We start from the raw sequence: 20,575 nt of genomic DNA, 5'->3' as shown, positions 1-20,575 counted from the left end.
CCCGCGCGGGACCTCAGCCGGCGGCGTACCTGGCGATGAACTCGCGGACCTTCGGGTAGACCTGGGTGCGCCAGCGGCGGCCGCTGAAGATGCCGTAGTGGCCGGCGCCCTTCACTTCGAGATGCTGCCTGTCCTTCTTCGCGATGCCGCTGCACAGCGCGTGCGCGGCACGGGTCTGGCCCTCGCCGGAGATGTCGTCGAGTTCGCCCTCGATCGTCAGCAGCGCGGTGCCGGTGATCGCGGCCGGATCGACGCGCTCGCCGGCCACGTCCCACAGGCCGCGCGGCAGCAGGTGCTCCTGGAATACGATCCGCACGGTGTCGAGGTAGTACTCGGCCGGCATGTCGAGCACCGCGTTGTATTCGTCGTAGAAGCGGCGGTGCGACTCGGCGTCGTCGAGGTCGCCCTTGACCAGGTCCTGGTAGAAGTCCCAGTGCGACTGCGCATGGCGCTCCGGATTCATCGCCATGAAGCCCATGTGCTGCAGGAAGCCCGGATACACGCGGCGGCCGTGGCCCGGGTAGTTGGCCGGCACCGGGTGGATCACCGTGCTTTCGAACCACCACAGCGGCTTCTCGGTGGCCAGGTTGTTGACCGCGGTCGGGCTCTGGCGGGTGTCGATCGGGCCGCCCATCATCACCATCGAGCGCGGGGTCTTCTCGCCGCGCGCGGCCATCAACGAGATCGCCGCCAGCACCGGCACTGTCGGCTGGCAGACGCTGATCACGTGCAGGTCGTCGGCGCCGATCCGGCGGATGAACTCCTGCACGTAGCCGACGTAGTCGTCGAGGGTGAACTCGCCCTCAGAGGTCGGCACCATGCGGGCATCGATCCAGTCGGTGATGTAGACCTTGTGGTCGCGCAGCAGGGTGCGCACGGTGTCGCGCAGCAGGGTCGCATGGTGGCCGGACAGCGGTGCGACCACCAGCACCGGCGGATCGTCCTTGAGCTCCTTCAGGTTGCCGGCGTCGTCGGTGTAGCGTTTGAAGCGCAGCAGCCGGCAGAACGGCTTGCGCGCCATCTCGCGCTCGATCACCGGATAGACGTTGCCATCGATGTCGATCGAGTGGATGCCGAACTCGGGCTTCTCGTAGTCCTTGCCGATCCGGTACAGCAGCTCGTAGCCGGCGGCGACGCGGGTGGCACCGGGCAGGCTGGACAGCCAGCTGCCGGGAGCACCGAACATCTTCGCGTTGGCATCGGCCCAGTAGGTGATCGGAGCCATCCAGGCGCGACCGAGTTCGTGCATCTGGTAAAGCATCATCGGGTTGCAGTCTCCAGGCGGCGCAATGCGCGGACAGGGTGCCGTTGTTGCGATGCAGCATACCCGAACGGGATTCCGGAAGAGTTAACCCGGGTCTCCCGTGCGGGAAAATCCGCGTCCGGAAAGCAGCTCATTCCCGCGGATGCTCGAGCGCGGCCAGCCCGTCACGCAGGCCGGGCGACAGCCACAGATGCGAACCCAGGGGCACGAATCCCGCCGCGATGAAGCGTTCGCGATAGAACCTCGCCGGGCGCCGCCGGAAACCGTGGGTGTCGCCGTCGATGGGGTCCTCGCGGGCGAAGGTCTCCAGGAAGGCGACCCCGCCGCAGAGTTCGACCAGGCCGGGCAGGCCGCGGTCGAGTTCGCGCACGTTGAGGTAATGCATCACGTCGCTGCAGACCAGCAGGTCGACCGGTGCGCAGGGACGCAGCTGTCCGAAGTCGGCGAAGCGGGCGAGGTGCAGGTTGCGCCGGCGGCCATGCCGTGCGATCGCGTACTCGCTGCTGTCGAAGCCCAGATAGTCCACGTTCGGGCGCAGCTTCAGCAGCGGCGCGCGCCACGGGCCTTCGCCGCAGCCGACGTCGAGCACCGTGCGCAGCGGGCGTTCCAGATGGTATTCGGCGGTGGCCACGGCCATCGCCACCTTGCGGGCGAGGCGGGCACGGCCGCCGATCGCGGCGTCCTTCAGGGCCGGATCGCGATACCAGCGATCGAAGTAGCTGCGGTCGTATTGCTTGGACATGGGCTGGGATGACACTGCGTCGACTGGACGGCATCCTATTGCACATGGCCGCCTATCTCATCACCAAGACCGCCCACCTCGTGTTCGTGATCGCCTGGATGGCGTCGGTGTTCTACCTGCCGCGGATCCTGGTGAACATCGCCGAGGCCGGTGATTCGGCCGAGGTCCGGGCGCGGCTGGTGTTGATGGGGCGGCGCCTGTACCGCTTCGGCCACATGATGTTCGGCTTCGCGTTCGTGCTCGGGCTGGTGCTGTGGCTGCATTTCGGCATCGCCGGCGGCTGGCTGCACGCGAAGCTGGGGCTGGTCGTGCTGATCCTCGCGCATTTCGTGGTTGCCGGGCGCTGGCTGAAGGGCGTCGAAGCCGGTCGCACGCTGCCCTCGGGCCGCGCGCTGCGCTGGTTCAACGAGCTGCCGGTGCTGCTGCTGGCGGCCGTTGTCTGGCTGGTGCTGGCCAAGCCGTTCTGAGGACGGTCCGCTCCGGATGTAGCCGTCGCGGAGGAGGCCGCGATGGCTACACGATCCGCGACCAGCGTTCGCCGTCGAAGGCCATCAGGTCGAAGTCGCCGGCCGACCACATCTGGCCGTCGCAGACGCTGATGCGGCGGCAGCTCGCCGGCCGATCGTTGCCGAAATCGACCTCCACCAGGCCGTTTCCTTCGATGCGATACAGAGTGGACAGGGTCGCTGCGTAGAGCTGGCCCTGGAACCCCGCCAGGCTCCATATCGTGTCACGGGTGCATCCGTGCTCGATGGTCTCCCACACGCCGTTGCGTCGCTGCAGCAGCACGCCGCCATCGCCGGCGGCGTACGCATCGCCGGCATCCGTGCAGTGGATCGTCCGCAACGCGGCCGAAGTCGGTGACTCGCAGACCTGCCAGCCGCGGTCGTCGAAGTGCCAGATGCCGCCCCCGCGTCCGACCGCGTGCAGATCGGCATCCGAGCCGCCGTCGATGGCCAGCACGTCGAAGTCCGCCGGCAGGCCGTCGTCGATGCGCGTCCACTGGCGCGGCTGGTCCAGACGGTAGGCCATGCCGCGCAGACCGACCGCGAACGCGCGTCCGCCGATGCTGGCGACCGCGCGGATGCCGCCAGTCCGGGGGACGGGTGGGAGTGGGTTGCTGTTGTCGAAAAGGTCGCCGGAAACCGAACCGGAGGCGCTGATCGCCGAGTAGTAGCCGGCACCGGCGACCGAAACCAGGCCGGGCTCGGGATGGGACACCAAGGCGAGCGCAAACGCGTCGTAGTTCGCATCGCCGCGAATGAAGCGGCCCTGCTGGTACTTGAAAGTTATCGCATGCGGAACGCCGTCGGCCTCGCGGGCCGGATCGGCGGCGTAGATGTAGCCGGTCCCGGGTATGCGCACGATTGCATCGCGGATGACCAGGCCGTGCAGGGGGGTGTTCGTCATTGCGGTCCTTCCTTGGGTTGCGTGGAGCGGGCCGGTCGACGGCCCGCGTCTTGTGTTGGAGCCGGATCAGCGGAATGCGGCCGGGTCCGGCAGCTCGACCGGCACTCCGTCGGCGTCGCAACCGCCGCGCGCGCAGACCGTCTCGCGCAGGCGCGGCGTCGCCTGCAGCATGAAGTGGTAGATCGCGTTCTGTTCGACCGAGCCGCGCACCGCGTCGCTGCCGGGACCGCGCGCCCAGATGCCGACGTCGTCGCCGCCGTGCGATTCGTCCTTCGACGGCACCAGCGCCTCCTGCATGTAGTCCGGATCGAGGGTGTCGACGTGGGTCAGGTCGGGGCGGCCGCCCTTGGCGGGCTCGAAGCGGTCGGGCGAGTGCTGGAAGCGCTTCGGGCCTTCGCCCTGCAGCTCGCTGGCGCCGACGTAGCCGGGACCATTGGCATAGCTCAGCGTCGTGTATGGCAGGCCGGTGGCGTCGCGGGCGAGCCGGCCGCCTTCCAGTTCGCCTTCGCCGAGTGTGCCGGTCACCTTGCCGAGGATCGGGTTGCCGCGCGCCGGGTAGCCGACGAAGCTCATCGTGTGCGCGTGGTCGGCGGTGACCAGGATCAGCGTGTCGTCGGCCGAGGTCATCGCGGCGGCGGCCTGCACCGCCTCGCTCAACGCGATGGTGTCGGTCAGCGCGCGGTAGGCGTTGCCGTAGTGATGGGCGTGATCGATGCGGCCGGCCTCGACCAGCAGCACGTATCCGCCATCCGCGTTCCGCAGGCGCGTGATCGCGGCGCGGGTCATCTCGGCCAGGCTCGGCTCGCCAGCAGGATCGTTGCCGCGGTCGTGCTCGAACTGCATGTGGCCGGGCTGGAACAGGGCCAGCAGGGGGGTGTCGACGGGGGCATCGGCGAGCTGGGCGGCATTCCATACGTAGCGGCCCTGCGGGTGGCGCTGTTGCCAGTCGGCGACCAGGTCGCGGCCGTCGCGGCGCTTGCCGTGCTTGTCCGGATACTCGGGGTCGGCCTGGTCCTGGCGCATGAACATCGCCCGGCCGCCGCCCATCAGCACCTCGGGGCCGTCGCCGTACGGCGTTTCGACGATCTGCCGGGCGATGTCGACGCAACCGGCATCGATGGCGGCCTGCGGCATCGCCGCGTCGTGCTCCCAGTCGCGATCGGCCGAGTGGCTGAAGGTCGCGCCGGGCGTCGCATGGGTCAGCCGCGCGGTGGTTACCACGCCGGTCGCCATGCCGCTGGTCTCGGCCAGCTGCCACAGGCTCAGCAGCGGGGTGCGCAGCGCGCCGGCGCAGTCGCCGCGCTGCGGCATCTGGCCGATGTTGAGTACGCCGGCACGGGTCTTCACCCCGGTCGCCATCGCGGTCATCGTTCCGGCCGAGTCCGGGGTCTGGGCGTTGGTGTTGTAGGTCTTGCTCAGCGCGGTGGCCGGGAAACGCTCCCAGCCGAGCCGGTTCTCCTCGCCCGGACCACCATTGCGCTGACCGTCGAGGATGCGCGCGGCGGCGACCGTCGGCAGGCTCATGCCGTCGCCGACGAACAGGATCACGTTGCGCGCGTTGCCGGCCATCGCGCCACGCGCGGCCGCCTGCGCAGCACCGTCGCGGTACCACCATCGTGGCGATTCGCCGTCCGGGTGCGCGATTGCCGGTACGTCCACCTCGAATCGCGTCGCCCCGGCGTCCTGCCCGCTGGCCGGCGGCACGCTCGCGCATGCGCTGCACAGCAGGGTGAGGGTGAGGGCGGCGATCGCGGTGCGGCTCGGGTTCATCGGCTTACGGACTGGACTGACAGGGCTGCCGATTATGCCCATCTCGATGTTTCAGCGTCCGCCGCGCGGCAGCGGGGAGCGACGGTACCGGCGGATCCGGACCGCGGAAATCGCGACGCCGGCCCCGCAGCGGCCGGAGACCGGTTGATCCAGGGCTTCGCTGGCCCTATATCGGCCAGATAGCGAGCGCAATCCGAGGACGACATGGCCGGCGGCTGGACCAGCGACACATCGGTGCAGGAGCAGATCGACGCGACCGTCGAGGATGCGATCAGGCGTGCGCGCAGCCGCCTGGCCAGCGGGCCCGGACTGCCCCATTGCGAGGAGTGCGACGCCCCGATCCCGGAGGCACGGCGCCGTGCGGTGCCGGGGGTCCGCCTGTGCATCGCCTGCCAGGACGCCGAGGACCGCTCCCGGCAGGCGGTCGGCTTCAACCGCCGTGGCAGCAAGGACAGCCAGCTCAGATAGGCCGAGCCCGTTGCGGGAGTGGCTGTAGGGGTGGCACAAGCCGCGAGTGGGCCTTCTCTTGAAAACCTGTCGTGGCTTGCGCCCACTCCCACGACCGCGACCGCGACTCAGATCCGCGAATAGCGCCACGACTGCATGCGGCCGTCGCGATACGGCATCACCCCGTGGAACGGGCGATCGTCGGCGTCGAACACCATCGGCAGGAAGTGGCGGTCGCCCTCCCACATCGGCAGTTCGTGCAGGCGGTCGAGCGCGACCCATTCCAGCGTGCCTTCCGGATTGTGCTCGAACGGAGTGCCGGTGAATGCGGTGATCCGGAACACGAAACCCAGCCAGTCCTCGCCATGCTTGCCGAACCCGGGCCAGCTGATCGTGCCGCGCAACTGCATCGCCGTGCAGTCGATGCCGGCCTCCTCGTGGATCTCGCGACGCATGCCGGCCACTACGTCCTCGTGCGGCTCAAGTTTCCCGCCCAGGCCGTTGTACTTGCCCAACTGGTGATCTTCCGGGCGCGCGTTGCGATGGACCATCAGCACCTCGCGGCCGTTCGCGGACAGCACGTAGCCGAGGGTCGCGACGATCGGCGTGTACGGCATCAAGGCCCTCCCGCGTCGCGCTGCTTTGCGATCGCCTGGTCGAGCGCGCGTTCGGCGGCATCCGCGTAGCCGGCGCAGCTCATCGGTTCCGGCAGGCGGTTGCCGGCGTCCTGCGGGGTCCAGCCGCTGCCGCCCGGGTGCGGCGTGATCAGCAGGTCGCAGGGCAGGTCGCGCATCACCGCGTAACCGCGACGGTAATCGTCGACGATGCGCGGGTAGCGCGGGTTGTCCAGCAGTTCGTAGCCGGGCGCGCTGACGCTGTCGGCATAGGCGATGCGCAGTGGCTGGCCATCGCGTTGGTCGGTCCAGGTCCAGCTCATCGACCCCGGTGTGTGCGCGGGGGTGAAATGCACGGTGAAGCGCACGCCGCCAAGCTCGACCGCCTCGCCGTCCATCACGATGCGGCCGGTCTGCGCAGGCGGATACAGCAGGTCGTCGCCGAAATGGATGTCGTCGCTGCCGCCGCGCGCGAGCAGGACCGCGGATTCGGCGTTGCTGACCAGGATCGCGCCGGTCGCGCGCTGCACCGCGGCCAGCGGCCCGGCGTGGTCGGCATGGGCGTGGCTGTGGAGGATGTACTTCAGGTCCGACGGCGCGACGCCGACCTTCGTCATGTTCGCCAGCAGCATGTCGGCCGCCTGCGGCATCCCGCCGTCGATCAGCACCGCGCCGGCGCCGGTCTTCACCAGCAGCGCGCTGAGTCCGGCGGTGCCGATGTACCAGGTGTTGTCGGCGATCCGGAACGGCTCGATCGGCTGGCGCCAGCTCTCGTGAACGGTGTAGGCCTCCAGCTGCGGCAGCGGCGCAGGCCCGGATGCCGAAGTGTCGACGGGAGCGAGGCAGGAGAGGGCGAGCGTGGCGGCCAGAGCCGGCAGGCGTCCATGACGAAGGAGCATCGATCGTGTCCGGTGGGCGGGCGCAACAGTGTCGGCGATCGCGGGCGTTGCCACCAGTGCGGAACGCGTGCGTCTCGCGGTCTCGATCGGGGGCGCCGCGTCGCGACACTCGCGTTGCGCGTTGCAAGCTGTGCATACTCGTCGCAGGTCCCTCAAGGAATCCATGACGATGGCCGTCGATCCGCCCCGCCTGCTCGCGTTCGCAGGCAGTCTGCGTCGCGAATCCTTCAATCGTCGCCTGGTGCCGGTGCTCGTCGAGGGCGCGCGCGATGCGGGCGCCGAGGTCAGCCTGATCGATCTGCGCGACTACCCGCTGCCGGTCTACGACGGCGACATCGAGGCTGACGGCATGCCGGACGAGGTGTTCCGGCTGCAGGACCTGATGGCCGAACACGACGGCCTGCTGATCAGCACGCCCGAATACAACGGTTCGATGCCGGCTCTGGTCAAGAACACGCTGGACTGGATCTCGCGTCCGACCGCTGCCGGGCCGTCGGGCACGACGCTGTTCCGCGGCAAGGCCGCCGGCATCGTGTCGGCCTCGCCCGGCCCCTTGGGCGGACTGCGTTCGCTGCTGGTGCTGCGCGATGCGCTGGCCAAGCTGGGGCTGGTGGTCGTGCCGCAGCAGGTCGCGGTCGGTCTTGCCGCCGAACGCCTGCCGGAAACCGGCGTGCTTGTCGACGAGCGCATGCGCGAAGGCGTGCACGGGGTCGGTGCGTCGGTCGCCGATCTGGCCTTCCGCTTGAAAGGAGCACGCGATGAGCGGTGAGCAGCGCGAACTGACCCTGCGCTTCCTGGCCGAGCCGACCGATGTCAATTACGGCGGCAAGGTCCACGGAGGCGTGGTGATGAAGTGGATCGACCAGGCCGGCTACGCCGCGGCGGTCGGCTGGAGCGGCCGCTACAGCGTCACGGTGGCGGTTGGCGGCATCCGGTTCGTGTCGCCGATCCGGACCAGCGATCTGGTCACGGTGCGGACCAAGCTGGTGCATACCGGTACCACCAGCATGCACTTCGCGGTCGACGTGATGGCGCGGGACCCCGGGGTGAACGCGGCCGAGGCAGGGCGCGCGAGGCTGTGCACGCATTGCGTGATCGTGTTCGTCGCCCTCGACGGCGTCGAGGGCCAGCCCACGCCGGTCCCGCCGTGGGTCCCGGTCAGCGACGACGACAGGCGGCTGGCCGAGTACGCGCTGAAGGTGATGGAGCTGAGCAAGGGCATCGAACAGACCGTCGAGCGCTACCGCGGCGCGGCACGGTAGGCTGAACGGCCGCCGCAAACGAAAGGCCGCCCGGAGGCGGCCTTTTCGATCGGGACCGGTCGCTGCGGTTCAGATGCCTTCGACGCGACGGGCCTGCATGAACTTGTGGCTCCAGTAGCCGCTGTCCAGCCGTGAGACGCTGACCGTCTTGCCGCGGCTGGGGGCGTGCACGAAGCGGCCCTCGCCGAGATAGATGCCGACGTGGTCGACACGGCCGCGGCGGCCGAAGAACACCAGATCGCCCGCGGTCATCTCTTCGCGGTCCTCGACGACCTGGCCATTGCGGGCCATGTCGCGCGAGACGCGGGGCAGTTCGATGCCCAGCGCGTTGCGGAACACGTAGCCAACCAGGCCGCTGCAGTCGAAGCCGTTGTCGGGGCTGGTGCCGCCCCAGCGATAGGGCGTGCCGAGCAGGGCCAGCGCTTTTTGCAGCACGGTACGGATGCGGCCGTCCTTGTCCTCGACCGGCTGCGCGTTCACGGCATCGGTGCGGGTCGGCGCTGCGGCCGCGAGCAGGCGGTTGATGTCGGTGGCCAGCAGCAGCGTGCGGTCCGACATGCCCATCGTCTCGGGCAGGACCGGCCGGGTGACCGCGGACGGCAGATCGGCGGAGTCGGCGGCCAGCGAAGGGGCCGGCAGCTGCTGCGCGAGCGCGGGCAGCGAAGCCGCGGCCAGCAGGGCACTCAGGAGAAGGCGGGACAGGAGCCGCGTGCGGCGGTAGTGGGTCAGACCGGGACAGTCGGTGTCGGTGTCGGGGTCGGGTCCGGAAACGTCGGGCTTCACGCGGCGATCACTGAATTGAATCGGAGCGATATTGCCCGCGAATCGGGACGTGGAAGTTCATATTTTGTTAAAAATTAGTTAAATTTTGTGACGCATCCCGCATTTTCGCTCGTTGTGGTTGTGACCGGGCCCATCTGCCGCGCCGCGGTCACTTCAGCAGTACGCGCCGGGCGCCGGTGTAGTGGTCGCGCCAGTAAGGCCCATCGAGATGGTCCAGCCGCACCGTGCCACCGGTGCTCGGCGCATGCACGAAGCGTCCTTCGCCGACGTAGATGCCGACGTGCGTGACCTTGCCGCGGCTGCCGAAGAACACCAGGTCGGCAGCGGCCAGCCGCGACGGAGCGATCTTCGGGCCTTGGTAAGCGGCCAACTGCCCCGAGGTGCGCGGCAGGCGCAGGTCGAGCATGTCGCGATAGACATAGTTGACCAGCCCGCTGCAGTCGAAGCCGCCCTCCGGCGTGTTGCCGCCGTAGCGATAGGGCGTGCCCACGAGGCTGATCGCGCGCATCAGCACCGCGTTGGCCGCGGCCGGGTCGTCGGGCGCCACCACCGCCCAGTCGCGGCCGTCCGGCCGCGGCGCACCGCGAACGCGATCGCCGCCGCCACCGCAGCCGGCGACCGTGGCCGCAAGCAATACGCCGAGCAGGAGGGTCATGTGCCGCGTCTCTGGCGCGGACGCGGGCTTGCCGGGATAATGCGCGGTCCTGTCCATGGGCCGTAGCTTGTCCGTTGGACGCGATGGCGACAAGTTCCGCCGTCGAACCGCCCATTTCCGGCCGGGCATCGCCAAGTGGCCCCGGCCGGCTCCGTCCTCCATCCTGCCGCCCGTGTCGCGGCACAGCAGCCGAGTCGCCAAGTCCATGAAGATCGAGAAAGATCGCGTCGTCCGTTTTCATTACACAGTTTCCGAAAGCCCCGTGTCCGAGGGCCAGGAGCCGCTGGAAAGCTCCGAGGGACGCGATCCGCTGGCGATCCTGATCGGCCACAACAACATCATCCCGGGCCTGGAACAGGCGATGGACGGACGCGAGGCCGGCGAGAAGTTCGAGGTCGACGTGAAGGCGGCCGATGCGTACGGCGAGATCAAGGAAGGCCTGACCCAGCGGGTGCCGAAGAAGTACTTCAAGGGCCAGAAGATCGCCCCGGGCATGCAGGCGGTCCTGCAGACCAACTTCGGCCCGCGCGCTGTGACCATTTCCAAGATCGGCATGAGCGTGGTCGATGTCGACCTCAACCACCCGATGGCGGGCAAGGACCTGCATTTCGCGATCGATATCGTCGAGGTCCGCGAGGCCAGCGCCGAGGAGATCGAGCACGGTCACGTGCACGGCGACGGCGGCGTGGAGCACTGAGCCGCATCGCGAAGGTTCCGGACGTTCGCCGGACATCGTCGCCGGCGCGATCGCCAGCTACCGACGGCCCGCCTTGCGCGGGCCGTTCGCGTTTCCGGCACGACCGGTATCGCCGCCATGGCGCCGCGGCGTCTACACTCGCCGGCTCCGGGGCGAGACAGAGCAGGACAGATGGGCGCAGGCCCTAGGACACGGCAGGACTGGGTGCCGTTGGCGGGACGGGAGCGGATCGCGGCGCTGGACGTGCTGCGGGGGCTGGCCTTGCTCGGCATCGCCCTGATGAACGTGGAATGGTTCAGCGCACCGCTGGTCGCGCGCGTGGACGGCATCGATCCCGCCGCCAGCGGCCTCGACCTGTGGCTGGACGCGGCGAGCTACGTCCTGGTCAGCGGCAAGTTCTGGGTGCTGTTCGCGCTGCTGTTCGGAATGGGCTTCGCGGTGATGCAGGCGCGTGCGCAGGAGGCCGGCCGCGCGTTCGCGCCGTTCTATCTGCGGCGCACGTTCGCCCTGCTGGCGATCGGCGTGGTTCACGCCTGCCTGATCTGGTCCGGCGATATCCTGGTCGCCTATGCGCTGGCGGCATTGTTGATGCTGGCCTGCTTCAGCCGTGCGCCGGTGCGCGGCCTCTGGGCCTGGGGGGGCGCGCTGTATTACGCGATCGCAGGCGTGGTGGCGCTGTTCGCGCTGTTGCTGGCGCTGTTCGGCGGTACGGTCGACGGGGCCGGCGATCAGGCCGAAGTCGCCCGCCAGCTGGCGCTGCAGCGCGACGAGGTCGTGGCCTACACCGGTGACAGCTACCTGGCGGCGACCGCATTCCGGATCCGCTTCCTGCTCGTCAGTCTCGGCGACACGCTGTTCTTCCTGCCGATGGCGCTGGGTGTGTTCGTGTTCGGCGCCTGGCTGGTGCGCAGTGGTGCGGTGGCCGACGCCGATGGTCATCGCCGCCTGTTCCGGAGCTTCTCATGGGGCGCCGCGCCGCTCGGCCTGGCGCTGACGCTGGTGGGCGTGGCGATCGATCCGGCACCGGATCTCGTCAGCGGGGCCGGTGCGCGGCCGATGGCCGCCGCGGCGTTCCAGCTGGCCGGAGCGCCGCTGCTGAGCCTGGGCTACCTGGGCTGGGTCGTGCTCGCGCTGCAGCGCGGCGGGCGCTGGCTGCGTCTGCTCGCCCCGGCCGGGCGGATGGCGCTGACCCTGTACCTGATGCAGTCGGCGGTCGGCACGCTGGTGTTCTACGGCTACGGTTTCGGGCTGTGGGGGCAGGTCGGCCGCAGCGCCCAGGTCGCCGGCGTGCTGGTGGTGTTCGTCCTGCAACTGGTCATCGCCCATGCATGGATGGCACGCTTCCGCTTCGGACCCGTCGAATGGCTGTGGCGGGGCCTGACCTATCGGGCGCTGCCGCCGCTGCGGCGGTCGTCCGGCTCCTCCCCTGAAGCAGCTTCCTGAATCTGTCGATGACACAACACGAAGACGTCGTGATCGTGGGCGCGGGCGTGATCGGCCTGGCGACCGCACTGGCATTGCTCGAGTCCGGACGCGAGGTGAAGGTGGTCGATGCCGGCCGCATCGGCGGCGGCACCTCGCACGGCAACTGCGGCACGATCACCCCCAGCCATGCGCCGCCGCTGGCCGCACCGGGAATGGTCGCGACCGCGTTGAAGTGGATGTTCACCCCGGATGCGCCGCTGTACATCAAGCCCGGTTTCGACCCGGCGCTGTGGCGCTGGTTGCTGCATTTCGCCGCACGTTGCAACGAGCGCGACTGGCGCGCGAGCGCGGTGGCGAAAGGGGCGTTGCTGAACGACTCGCGCGAGCGCCTGGAGCAATGGGTGTCGCGCTTCGGGCTGCAGTGCGAGTTCAGGGCCTCGGGCGAGGATTACGTGTTCCGCGATCCGCGCGAACTCGAGCACGGCCTGAAGGAAGTCGCGCTGCTGCGCGAGCTGGGCGTGCCGGTCGAGGTGGTCGACGGCGCCGCCTACGAGGCGATGGAGCCGGCACTCAAGCCCGGGATTGCCGGTGCGATCCGCTTCGACGGCGACGCATCGCTGCGGCCGGACCGCTACGTGGCCGAGCTGGCAAGGGCGGTGCGCGAGCGTGGCGGCACGATCCTCGAGCATTGCCAAGTGAAGGCGGTCGGGACCGCGTCGGGACCTCCGCACGTGGATACAGCCCAGGGCCGGCTGCAGGCCCGCGACGTGGTGCTGGCGACCGGCGCCTGGTCGCCGCGGCTCGCCGATGCGTTCGGCGTGCCGGTGCTCAAGCGCGTGCTGCAGCCGGGCAAGGGTTACTCGATCACCTACAGTCGCCCGGACCTGGTGCCACGCCGCCCGCTGGTGCTGCACGAGCGCTCGGTCTGCGTGACGGTCTGGAGCGGCGGCTTCCGCCTCGGCAGCACGATGGAGTTCTCCGGCTATGACACCGCGCTCAACCCGCGCCGCCTGGCCGCGCTGGAGCGAGGCGCGGCGGAGTACCTGCACGAGCCGGTCGGCCCCGAGGTGATCGAGCGCTGGTACGGATGGCGTCCGATGAGCCGCGACGACGTGCCGGTGATCGGGGCGGTGCCCGGGCGGGACGGACTCTGGCTGGCCACCGGTCACGGCATGATGGGCGTGAGCATGAGCGCCGGCACCGGTCAGCTGCTCGCCGACCTGATGATGCAGCGGACACCGGCGGTCGATCCGGCACCGTTCCGGATGGAACGCTTCGTCCGCTGAGCAGGGGTGCACGCGGCTGCACGCGGCTGGTAGAAATGTCGTCCCTTCCGCGCAACCGCGAGGTCCTCGTGTCCGAGTCCGATGCAAACGGAGCCCGCGCCGCCGGCGAGTTCGACCTGATCGTGATCGGTGGCGGATCCGGCGGTCTGGCCGGCGCGTTCCGTGCCGCCGAACACGGGGCCCGGGTCGCCCTGATGGAGCCCTCGGCGCTGGGTGGCACCTGCGTCAACGTCGGCTGCGTGCCGAAGAAGGCGATGTGGCTGGCGGCCGAGGTCGGCCGCCGGCTGGCGATGGCCGGGCCGCTCGGCTTCCCGGTGCAGGCCCGGGCACTGGACTGGCCGACCTTCATCGCCCATCGCGAGCGCTACATCCACAACATCCACCAGAGCTATCGGCGACGCATCGACGCCGCCGGCATCGTGCATCTGCCGCGACACGGACGACTGGTCGAACGGATGCGGTCCGGTGGCGGCGTGGTCGAATGCGACGACGGCCTGCGCCTGCAGGCGCAGCGGATCCTGATCGCCACCGGCGGGCACGCGCTGCGGCCCGACATTCCCGGTGCCGGGCTCGGCGCGGTTTCGGACGATTTCTTCCGGTGGACCGCCGCCCCGGAGCGGATCGCGGTCGTCGGTGGCGGCTACATCGCGGTCGAACTGGCCGGCGTGCTGCAGCAGCTCGGCAGCCGCGTCGAGATGCTGGTGCGCGGCGAACGCCTGCTGCATGGTTTCGATGCCGCAATCGCAGAGCAACTGGCGGACGACTACTGCCAGGCCGGCATCCGCCTGAGCCTGGGGTGCCCGGTTGCGGAGCTCCAGCGCGACGACGACGGCCAGCTGCGGGTACGCGACGGCGCCGGCACCTGGCATGGCCCCTACGACCAGGTGCTGTTCGCGACCGGGCGCGGCCCCAATACCCATGGCCTCGGGCTGCCGGAGGTCGGCGTCGAAACCGATGCGGACGGCCATGTCCGGGTCGACGCCGGCCACGCGACCTCGGCGCCGGGCATCCATGCAGTCGGCGACGTGACCGCGGACATGGCATTGACTCCGGTCGCGATCGCCGCCGCGCGCAGGTTGATGAGCCACGTGTTCGGCGGCGCCGCGGACCCGGCGCTGGACCAGACCAACGTGCCGACGGTGGTGTTCTCCCACCCGCCCGTTGGCGCCGTCGGGCTGACCGAGGCGCAGGCCCGCGAACGGCATGGCGATGCCGCGGTACGGGTCTACACGACCGGGTTCCGGCCGATGCTGGAAGCATTGACAGACACCCCGCAGCGAAGCCTGTTCAAGCTGGTCTGCATCGGAGAGGAGCGCCGCGTGGTCGGGCTGCACCTGCTCGGCGAGGCAGCCGACGAGATCCTGCAGGGTTTCGCGGTCGCGCTGAAGAAGGGCATTACCCTGCAGGACCTGCACGACACGATCGCGATCCATCCGACCAGTGCCGAGGAGATCGTGCTGCTGAGATGACGTCCCGCCGCGCTCCCCGTTCGCTCGGCGAGGGCGTGCAGGGGCCCGTCCTCCGGAGCAGGCGTGTCCGCACCATGAGCGCACCGCAACCGGGGGAGCGGCGCGGGCGCCATCTGCAATGCGTCCCGTTCCGGAGGGCCCGGCTAGAATGCTTCCATGCATTCCGACAGCGTCTTCACCCTTCACCGCGGCCACGCTCCGCTGCTGGTCAGCCTGCCGCACGACGGCAGCCTGATTCCCGACGACATCGCCGCTCGCATGGTGCCGCAGGCGCGACGCGCGCCCGACACCGACTGGCACGTCGCGCGGCTGTATGCGTTCGCGCGCGAACTGGGCGCGTCGATCATCGTGCCGGTCTATTCGCGCTACGTAGTCGACCTCAATCGGCCTCCGGACGACGTGTCGCTGTATCCGGGCCAGAACACCACCGGGTTGTGCCCGGCCGTGCGGTTCAGTGGCGAGCCCGTCTATCTCGACGGCGAGGCCCCGGACGAGGCCGAGATCGGCGCACGCGTCGAAACCTTCTGGCGCCCCTACCACGACGCCCTGCTCGGCGAGCTCGACCGTCTGCGTGCCGAACACGGCCGCGCGGTGCTGTGGGAAGGGCATTCGATCCGCAGCGTGGTACCGTTCCTGTTCGACGGCCGGTTGCCCGACCTCAACCTCGGCACCGCCGGCGGCGCGAGCTGCCGGCCTTCACTGATCGCGATGCTGGAGGCGGTGCTGGCATCGCAGACCGGCTACAGCCACGTGGTCAACGGCCGCTTCAAGGGCGGCTACATCACCCGCCACTACGGCCGCCCCGACGACGGCATCGACGCCGTGCAGCTTGAACTCGCCCAGCTCAACTACATGGACGAGGACAGCTTCGAATACCTTCCCGACCGTGCCGCGCGCCTGCAGCCACTGTTGCGCACGCTGCTGGAGACCTGCCTGCGCCCCGGGACCTGACCGGCTGCGCACGCAAGCGGCACGTAGAAGCGTCGTAGGCTGCGATCGGGTTTTCACGGGAAAGCTTCATCGCGGCTCATGCCGCTGCGACCGTAGCTTGCACGGGGAGGCGGATGTTCAGACCTCCAGGGTCGCCAGGTCGCCCTTGGTCTCCAGCCACGCCTTCCGGTCCGAAGCGCGTTTCTTGCCCAGCAGCATGTCCATCAGCGAGCGGGTGCCCTCGGCGTCCTCCACGGTCAGCTGGACCAGCCGGCGGGTGTCGGGATGGATGGTCGACTCGCGAAGCTGCGAGGGGTTCATCTCGCCCAGGCCCTTGAAGCGGGTCACGCTGACCGCACCCGCGGAGCCCTTCTTCTTCTCGGCCTTCTCGCGCTCGATCTTCTCCAGCAGGATCCGCTTCTCCTCCTCGTCGAGGGCGTAGAACACCTGCTTGCCCAGATCGACGCGGAACAGCGGCGGCATCGCCACGAACACGTGGCCGGTCGCGACCAGCGCGGGGAAGTGCTTCAGGAACAGCGCCGACAGCAGGGTCGCGATGTGCAGGCCGTCGGAGTCGGCGTCGGCGAGGATGATCACCTTGCCGTAGCGCAGGCCGCTGATGTCATCCTTGCCCGGGTCGCAGCCGATCGCCACGGCGAGATCGTGCACTTCCTGCGAGGCCAGCACGCTGCCGGAAGCGACCTCCCAGGTGTTCAGGATCTTGCCGCGCAGCGGCATGATCGCCTGGAACTCCTTGTCGCGCGCCTGCTTGGCGCTGCCGCCGGCGGAGTCACCCTCGACCAGGAACAGCTCGGTGCGCGACAGGTCCTGGCTGGTGCAGTCGGCCAGCTTGCCGGGCAGGGCGGGGCCCTGGGTGACTTTCTTGCGGGTCACCTGCTTTTCGGTCTTCAGGCGCGCCGATGCGCGCTCGATCGCCAGTTGGGCGATCTTCTCGCCGAGTTCGACATGCTGGTTCAACCAGAGGCTGAAGGCGTCGTGCGCGGCGCCCTCGACGAACCCGGCAGCCTGGCGGGACGACAGGCGTTCCTTGGTCTGGCCGCTGAACTGCGGGTCGGTCATCTTCACCGACAGCACGAACGAAACCCTGTCCCAGACGTCTTCCGGCGCCAGCTTGACCCCGCGCGGCAACAGGTTGCGGAAGTCGCAGAACTCCCTCAGTGCATCGGTGAAGCCTGTGCGCAGGCCATTGACGTGGGTGCCGTGCTGGGCGGTCGGGATCAGGTTGACGTAGCTCTCCTGCACGAGTTCGCCTTCGATCACCCAGGCGACCGCCCAGTCGACGGTCTCCGTGTCCTTGCTGAGATTGCCGACGAACAGCTCCGGCGGCAGCAGCTCGCGTTCGACCAGTTCGCCGCGGAGATAGTCGCGCAGGCCGTCCTCGTAATGCCATTCCAGCTTCTCGCCGCTGGCGACGTCGTGCAGTTTCACCGTCAGGCCCGGACACAGCACGGCCTTGGCGCGCAGCAGGTGCTTCAGCGAGCGCAGATTGAACTTCGCGGTATCGAAGTACTTCGGGTCGGGCCAGAACTGCACGCGGGTGCCGGTGTTCTTCCTGCCGACGCTGCCGACCACTTCCAGCGGGCTGTGGCGGTCGCCGTCCTTGAACGACATCCGGTACTCGTTGCCGTCGCGCTTGATGAACACGTCGACGTGCTTCGACAGCGCGTTGACCACGCTGACGCCGACGCCGTGCAGGCCGCCGGAGAAGGTGTAGTTCTTGTTGCTGAACTTGCCGCCCGCGTGCAGGCGGGTGAGGATCAGCTCGACGCCGGGAATGCCTTCCTCGGGGTGGATGTCGACCGGCATGCCGCGGCCATCGTCGGCGACCTCGCAGCTGCCGTCGGCATGCAGGGTGACCTCGATCGATCTGGCATGTCCGGCCAGGGCCTCGTCGACCGCGTTGTCGATCACCTCCTGGGCCAGATGGTTCGGCCGCGTTGTGTCGGTGTACATGCCCGGACGGCGCTTGACGGGGTCCAGGCCGGACAGGACTTCGATATCGGCGGCGTTGTAGCGGGAACTCATCGGGGCGAACTCATCGGGGAAGGCGTCGGACTGCGGTGATGCGTGCAGCGATGGTCGGGGGGCTCGGCAGGAAATTCAACCGCGCCAAACCGTTCCGGCTGTGCTAGGGCGCCGGCGCGGGGCGCGGGCGGACTTGACCGGGGTCAAACGCGGTGCCGGCCGTCGCGGGCACCCTGTGCGGCGACCGACACGGAGCCTGTCATGACCGATACCTTCAACGACCTCCAGCAGAGCTATGGCCGCTGTCTCGCCCGGCGCGGGTTCATCGAGCGCTTCTACCAGATATTCATGGCCAGCCATCCGGACATCGAGCCGATGTTCGCCCGCACCGACTTCCAGAAGCAGCGGCTGGCGCTGCGACGCGGGATCAGCGTCGCGATCCTGCATGCTGGCGGCAGCGCGATCGTCACCCGGACCTGCGCGCAGATGGCCGAGGTCCATGGCCGGCAGGGCCGGGCGCCGGTGCCGCCGGCGCTGTACCCGTACTGGATCGACAGCCTGCTCGTGGCGGTGGCGGAATTCGACGAGGACGCCGACGAGACGCTGCTGGCGCGGTGGCGGGCGGCGATGCAACGCGTATGCGAGTTCTTCACGCACCACTATTGAGTGCCCATCGCCGGCGTTCACGCAGGGGCAGGGCGCCGGGGACTAGCGTGATGGGGCCGGCCTTGGGGAAGACGGCCGGTGGCGCCGGCCACCGAGAAGCATTTCCACCCGACAGGAGAGCCCACGATGAAGATCCGGATCCTCACCATTCCCCTGGTGACCTTCGCGTTGGCGGCCGCGTCTCCGGCGTTCGCGCAGAAGGCCCAGACCGATCGCTCGGAGGACGCCCGCCAGAAGGCCGCCGAACAGGCCCGGGCCGGGAAGGAGGACGACGAGCGGGACGAGGCCGGTGCCGACCGGGCCGAATCCGCGGCCGACAGCGCCTCGGACGAGGAGGAACAGCCGGTCGAGCCCGAGGAAGAGGACGACTATCGCGCCTGATCGCCCTCGGCTCGGCCCGCGCGGCGCCCCGGTGGTCCGGGGCGTCGGTCCCGTCGTGCTCCGGCCGGGGGCGGCACGCCCGGGGCGCGGCCGTCAAGCGGTCGCGGTCGTCACGCCCACCCTGTAGACTATGGCTTTCCGGCGACAGCAAAACGCATGACTCCCCTGATCTTCGTCACCGGCGGCGTGGTGTCCTCCCTCGGCAAGGGCATCGCGGCGGCCTCGCTGGCGGCCATCCTCGAAGCGCGCGGCCTGCGCGTGACGATGATGAAGCTCGACCCCTACATCAACGTCGACCCGGGCACGATGAGCCCGTTCCAGCACGGCGAGGTCTACGTCACCGACGACGGCGCCGAGACCGACCTGGACCTGGGCCACTACGAGCGCTACGTCCGTACCCGTCTGAGCCGGAAGAACTCGGTCACCACCGGCCGCATCTACGAGAACGTGATCCGCAAGGAGCGCCGTGGCGACTACCTCGGCGGCACCGTGCAGGTGATCCCGCACATCACCGACGAGATCAAGCGCTGCATAGGCGAGGCGACCGAGGGCTACGACGTCGGCCTGGTCGAGATCGGCGGCACCGTGGGCGACATCGAATCGCTGCCCTTCCTTGAGGCGATCCGCCAGATCCGCACCGAGCGCGGCCCGGACAAGGCCTTGTTCATGCACCTGACCCTGGTGCCTTGGATCGCCGCCGCCGGCGAACTCAAGACCAAGCCGACCCAGCACTCGGTCAAGGAACTGCGCTCGATCGGCATCCAGCCCGACATCCTGCTGTGCCGCTCCGAGCAGCCGCTGCCGGACAGCGAGCGCCGCAAGATCGCGCTGTTCACCAACGTCTCCGAGCGCGCCGTGATCTCCGCGGTCGACCTCGACAACATCTACCGGATGCCGTCGCGCTTCCACGAGCAGGGCCTGGACGGGCTGATCGTCGAACGCCTGCGCCTGAACTGCGGCGAGCCCGATCTGTCCGAGTGGGAGGCGGTGCTCGACGCCAGCGAACACCCGGTCGACGAGGTCACCATCGGCGTGGTCGGCAAGTATGTCGACCACCAGGACGCCTACAAATCGGTCGGCGAGGCGCTCAAGCACGGCGGCCTGCGCCAGCGCACCCGGGTCAACCTCAAGTGGATCGAGTCCACCGACGTCGAGCGCGAAGGCGCCAGGGCGCTGGAAGGCGTGCACGGCATCCTGGTGCCCGGCGGGTTCGGTGACCGCGGCTTCGAGGGCAAGGTGATGACCGCCCGCCATGCGCGCGAGCACGGGATCCCGTATTTCGGCATCTGCTACGGCATGCAGGCGGCGGTGGTCGACTACGCCCGCCACGTGGTCGGGCTGGAGGGCGCCAACAGCACCGAGAACGACAAGACCTGTCCGCATCCGGTGATCGGCCTGATCACCGAATGGCGTACCGCCAGCGGCGAGGTCGAGAAGCGCAGCGAGGACAGCGACCTCGGCGGCACCATGCGCCTGGGCCTGCAGGAGCAGCGGATCAAGCCCGGTACGCTGGCGCACAGGATGTACGGCAAGGACGTCGTCGGCGAGCGCCATCGCCACCGCTACGAGTTCAACAACCGCTATCTCAACCAGCTGGAGAACGCCGGCCTGGTGTTCAGCGCCAAGTCGCTGGACGAGACCCTGGTCGAAATGGTCGAGCTGCCGCAGGACCGCCACCCCTGGTTCCTGGCCTGCCAGGCGCATCCGGAATTCCTGTCGACGCCGCGCGACGGTCATCCGCTGTTCGTCGGCTTCATCCGCGCCGCGCGCGAGAACAAGGCGGGCGGCCAGTTGCTGAAGGAAGCGCGGGCTTGAAAGCCGGGATAGGCCACGGATTGGCGCGGATGCACGCGGATAAGGCAGGAATAAAGCGCTTTATCCGTGTCTAT

The 20,575-nt window shown here is 69.1% G+C and carries 21 protein-coding genes; 12 read left to right on the top strand and 9 right to left on the bottom strand.

Annotated features, from left to right (window positions below):
* Positions 1-13: 13 nt before the first annotated feature.
* Positions 14-1,261, bottom strand: a complete 1,248-nt coding sequence (locus tag L3V18_RS05210) for a polyhydroxyalkanoate depolymerase (protein ID WP_237053712.1) — start codon at positions 1,259-1,261, stop codon at positions 14-16.
* Positions 1,262-1,394: 133 nt separating this feature from the next.
* Entirely contained in the window at positions 1,395-2,006 is a 612-nt protein-coding gene (locus tag L3V18_RS05205) for a class I SAM-dependent DNA methyltransferase (protein ID WP_237053574.1), read from the bottom strand.
* A gap of 44 nt (positions 2,007-2,050) precedes the next feature.
* Between L3V18_RS05205 and L3V18_RS05200 the strand changes: the two genes are divergently transcribed.
* On the top strand, positions 2,051-2,473 hold the full coding sequence (locus L3V18_RS05200) for a CopD family protein (protein WP_237053711.1): 423 nt from the start codon (positions 2,051-2,053) through the stop codon (positions 2,471-2,473).
* 46 nt (positions 2,474-2,519) lie between these two features.
* Here the strand turns inward: L3V18_RS05200 and L3V18_RS05195 are convergent, their stop codons facing one another.
* Both L3V18_RS05195 and L3V18_RS05190 read right to left on the bottom strand, forming a co-directional pair.
* Positions 2,520-3,416: a beta propeller repeat protein gene (locus tag L3V18_RS05195; protein ID WP_237053573.1), complete on the bottom strand. Its 897-nt coding sequence runs from the start codon at positions 3,414-3,416 to the stop codon at positions 2,520-2,522.
* A gap of 66 nt (positions 3,417-3,482) precedes the next feature.
* Positions 3,483-5,186 (bottom strand): alkaline phosphatase, encoded by a 1,704-nt coding sequence (locus tag L3V18_RS05190; protein ID WP_237053572.1) that lies wholly within the window; start codon positions 5,184-5,186, stop codon positions 3,483-3,485.
* 204 nt (positions 5,187-5,390) lie between these two features.
* Between L3V18_RS05190 and L3V18_RS05185 the strand changes: the two genes are divergently transcribed.
* Positions 5,391-5,654, top strand: a complete 264-nt coding sequence (locus L3V18_RS05185; protein WP_237053571.1) for a DksA/TraR family C4-type zinc finger protein — start codon at positions 5,391-5,393, stop codon at positions 5,652-5,654.
* A gap of 107 nt (positions 5,655-5,761) precedes the next feature.
* On the opposite strand, the gene L3V18_RS05180 is transcribed toward L3V18_RS05185, so the two are convergent.
* Both L3V18_RS05180 and bla read right to left on the bottom strand, forming a co-directional pair.
* On the bottom strand, positions 5,762-6,250 hold the full coding sequence (locus tag L3V18_RS05180) for an NUDIX hydrolase (protein WP_237053570.1): 489 nt from the start codon (positions 6,248-6,250) through the stop codon (positions 5,762-5,764).
* Positions 6,250-7,146, bottom strand: coding sequence for a subclass B3 metallo-beta-lactamase (bla, locus tag L3V18_RS05175; RefSeq protein WP_237053568.1), 897 nt, complete (start codon positions 7,144-7,146; stop codon positions 6,250-6,252). The genes L3V18_RS05180 and bla overlap by 1 nt, the downstream gene beginning before the upstream one ends.
* Positions 7,147-7,309: 163 nt before the next feature.
* On the opposite strand from bla, the gene L3V18_RS05170 reads away from it, so the two are divergent.
* Together L3V18_RS05170 and L3V18_RS05165 are read left to right on the top strand one after the other, a co-directional pair.
* Positions 7,310-7,915, top strand: a complete 606-nt coding sequence (locus L3V18_RS05170) for an NADPH-dependent FMN reductase (protein ID WP_237053565.1) — start codon at positions 7,310-7,312, stop codon at positions 7,913-7,915.
* Positions 7,905-8,408: an acyl-CoA thioesterase gene (locus L3V18_RS05165; protein ID WP_237053564.1), complete on the top strand. Its 504-nt coding sequence runs from the start codon at positions 7,905-7,907 to the stop codon at positions 8,406-8,408. Before L3V18_RS05170 ends, L3V18_RS05165 begins: the two co-directional genes overlap by 11 nt.
* Before the next feature lie 69 nt (positions 8,409-8,477).
* Here the strand turns inward: L3V18_RS05165 and L3V18_RS05160 are convergent, their stop codons facing one another.
* On the bottom strand, positions 8,478-9,191 hold the full coding sequence (locus L3V18_RS05160) for a C40 family peptidase (RefSeq protein WP_237053562.1): 714 nt from the start codon (positions 9,189-9,191) through the stop codon (positions 8,478-8,480).
* A 148-nt stretch (positions 9,192-9,339) separates the two neighbouring features.
* Positions 9,340-9,846 (bottom strand): C40 family peptidase, encoded by a 507-nt coding sequence (locus L3V18_RS05155; protein WP_425493462.1) that lies wholly within the window; start codon positions 9,844-9,846, stop codon positions 9,340-9,342.
* Positions 9,847-10,051: 205 nt separating this feature from the next.
* Here L3V18_RS05155 and L3V18_RS05150 point away from each other — a divergent pair, with 205 nt between their 5' ends.
* The 5 genes from L3V18_RS05150 (at position 10,052) to hutG (ending at position 15,674) form a co-directional block, all read left to right on the top strand.
* Positions 10,052-10,543, top strand: coding sequence for an FKBP-type peptidyl-prolyl cis-trans isomerase (locus L3V18_RS05150; protein ID WP_237053561.1), 492 nt, complete (start codon positions 10,052-10,054; stop codon positions 10,541-10,543).
* 171 nt (positions 10,544-10,714) lie between these two features.
* The gene (locus L3V18_RS05145) at positions 10,715-11,986 is read left to right on the top strand and encodes a DUF418 domain-containing protein (RefSeq protein WP_237053560.1); all 1,272 of its coding nucleotides are present in this window, start codon (positions 10,715-10,717) and stop codon (positions 11,984-11,986) included.
* Positions 11,987-11,994: 8 nt separating this feature from the next.
* Positions 11,995-13,254 (top strand): NAD(P)/FAD-dependent oxidoreductase, encoded by a 1,260-nt coding sequence (locus L3V18_RS05140; RefSeq protein ID WP_237053556.1) that lies wholly within the window; start codon positions 11,995-11,997, stop codon positions 13,252-13,254.
* Between the two features lie 35 nt (positions 13,255-13,289).
* Positions 13,290-14,723: a glutathione-disulfide reductase gene (gene gorA / locus L3V18_RS05135; RefSeq protein ID WP_237053555.1), complete on the top strand. Its 1,434-nt coding sequence runs from the start codon at positions 13,290-13,292 to the stop codon at positions 14,721-14,723.
* A 156-nt stretch (positions 14,724-14,879) separates the two neighbouring features.
* Entirely contained in the window at positions 14,880-15,674 is a 795-nt protein-coding gene (gene hutG, locus L3V18_RS05130; protein WP_237053554.1) for an N-formylglutamate deformylase, read from the top strand.
* A gap of 117 nt (positions 15,675-15,791) precedes the next feature.
* Here the strand turns inward: hutG and parE are convergent, their stop codons facing one another.
* Positions 15,792-17,699, bottom strand: coding sequence for a DNA topoisomerase IV subunit B (gene parE, locus L3V18_RS05125; protein WP_237053553.1), 1,908 nt, complete (start codon positions 17,697-17,699; stop codon positions 15,792-15,794).
* Positions 17,700-17,900: 201 nt separating this feature from the next.
* Here parE and L3V18_RS05120 point away from each other — a divergent pair, with 201 nt between their 5' ends.
* The 3 genes from L3V18_RS05120 (at position 17,901) to pyrG (ending at position 20,501) form a co-directional block, all read left to right on the top strand.
* Positions 17,901-18,305, top strand: a complete 405-nt coding sequence (locus tag L3V18_RS05120) for a globin (protein WP_237053552.1) — start codon at positions 17,901-17,903, stop codon at positions 18,303-18,305.
* 126 nt (positions 18,306-18,431) lie between these two features.
* Positions 18,432-18,686: a hypothetical protein gene (locus L3V18_RS05115; RefSeq protein WP_237053551.1), complete on the top strand. Its 255-nt coding sequence runs from the start codon at positions 18,432-18,434 to the stop codon at positions 18,684-18,686.
* Between the two features lie 156 nt (positions 18,687-18,842).
* On the top strand, positions 18,843-20,501 hold the full coding sequence (gene pyrG, locus L3V18_RS05110; protein WP_237053549.1) for a CTP synthase: 1,659 nt from the start codon (positions 18,843-18,845) through the stop codon (positions 20,499-20,501).
* The last annotated feature ends 74 nt before the right edge of the window (positions 20,502-20,575 follow it).

The organism is Marilutibacter chinensis (assembly GCF_021725675.1).
GTDB classification, from domain to species: domain Bacteria; phylum Pseudomonadota; class Gammaproteobacteria; order Xanthomonadales; family Xanthomonadaceae; genus Marilutibacter; species Marilutibacter chinensis.
Note: the sequence above shows the minus strand (reverse complement) of the source record. Positions and strands in the feature narration are given on the sequence as shown.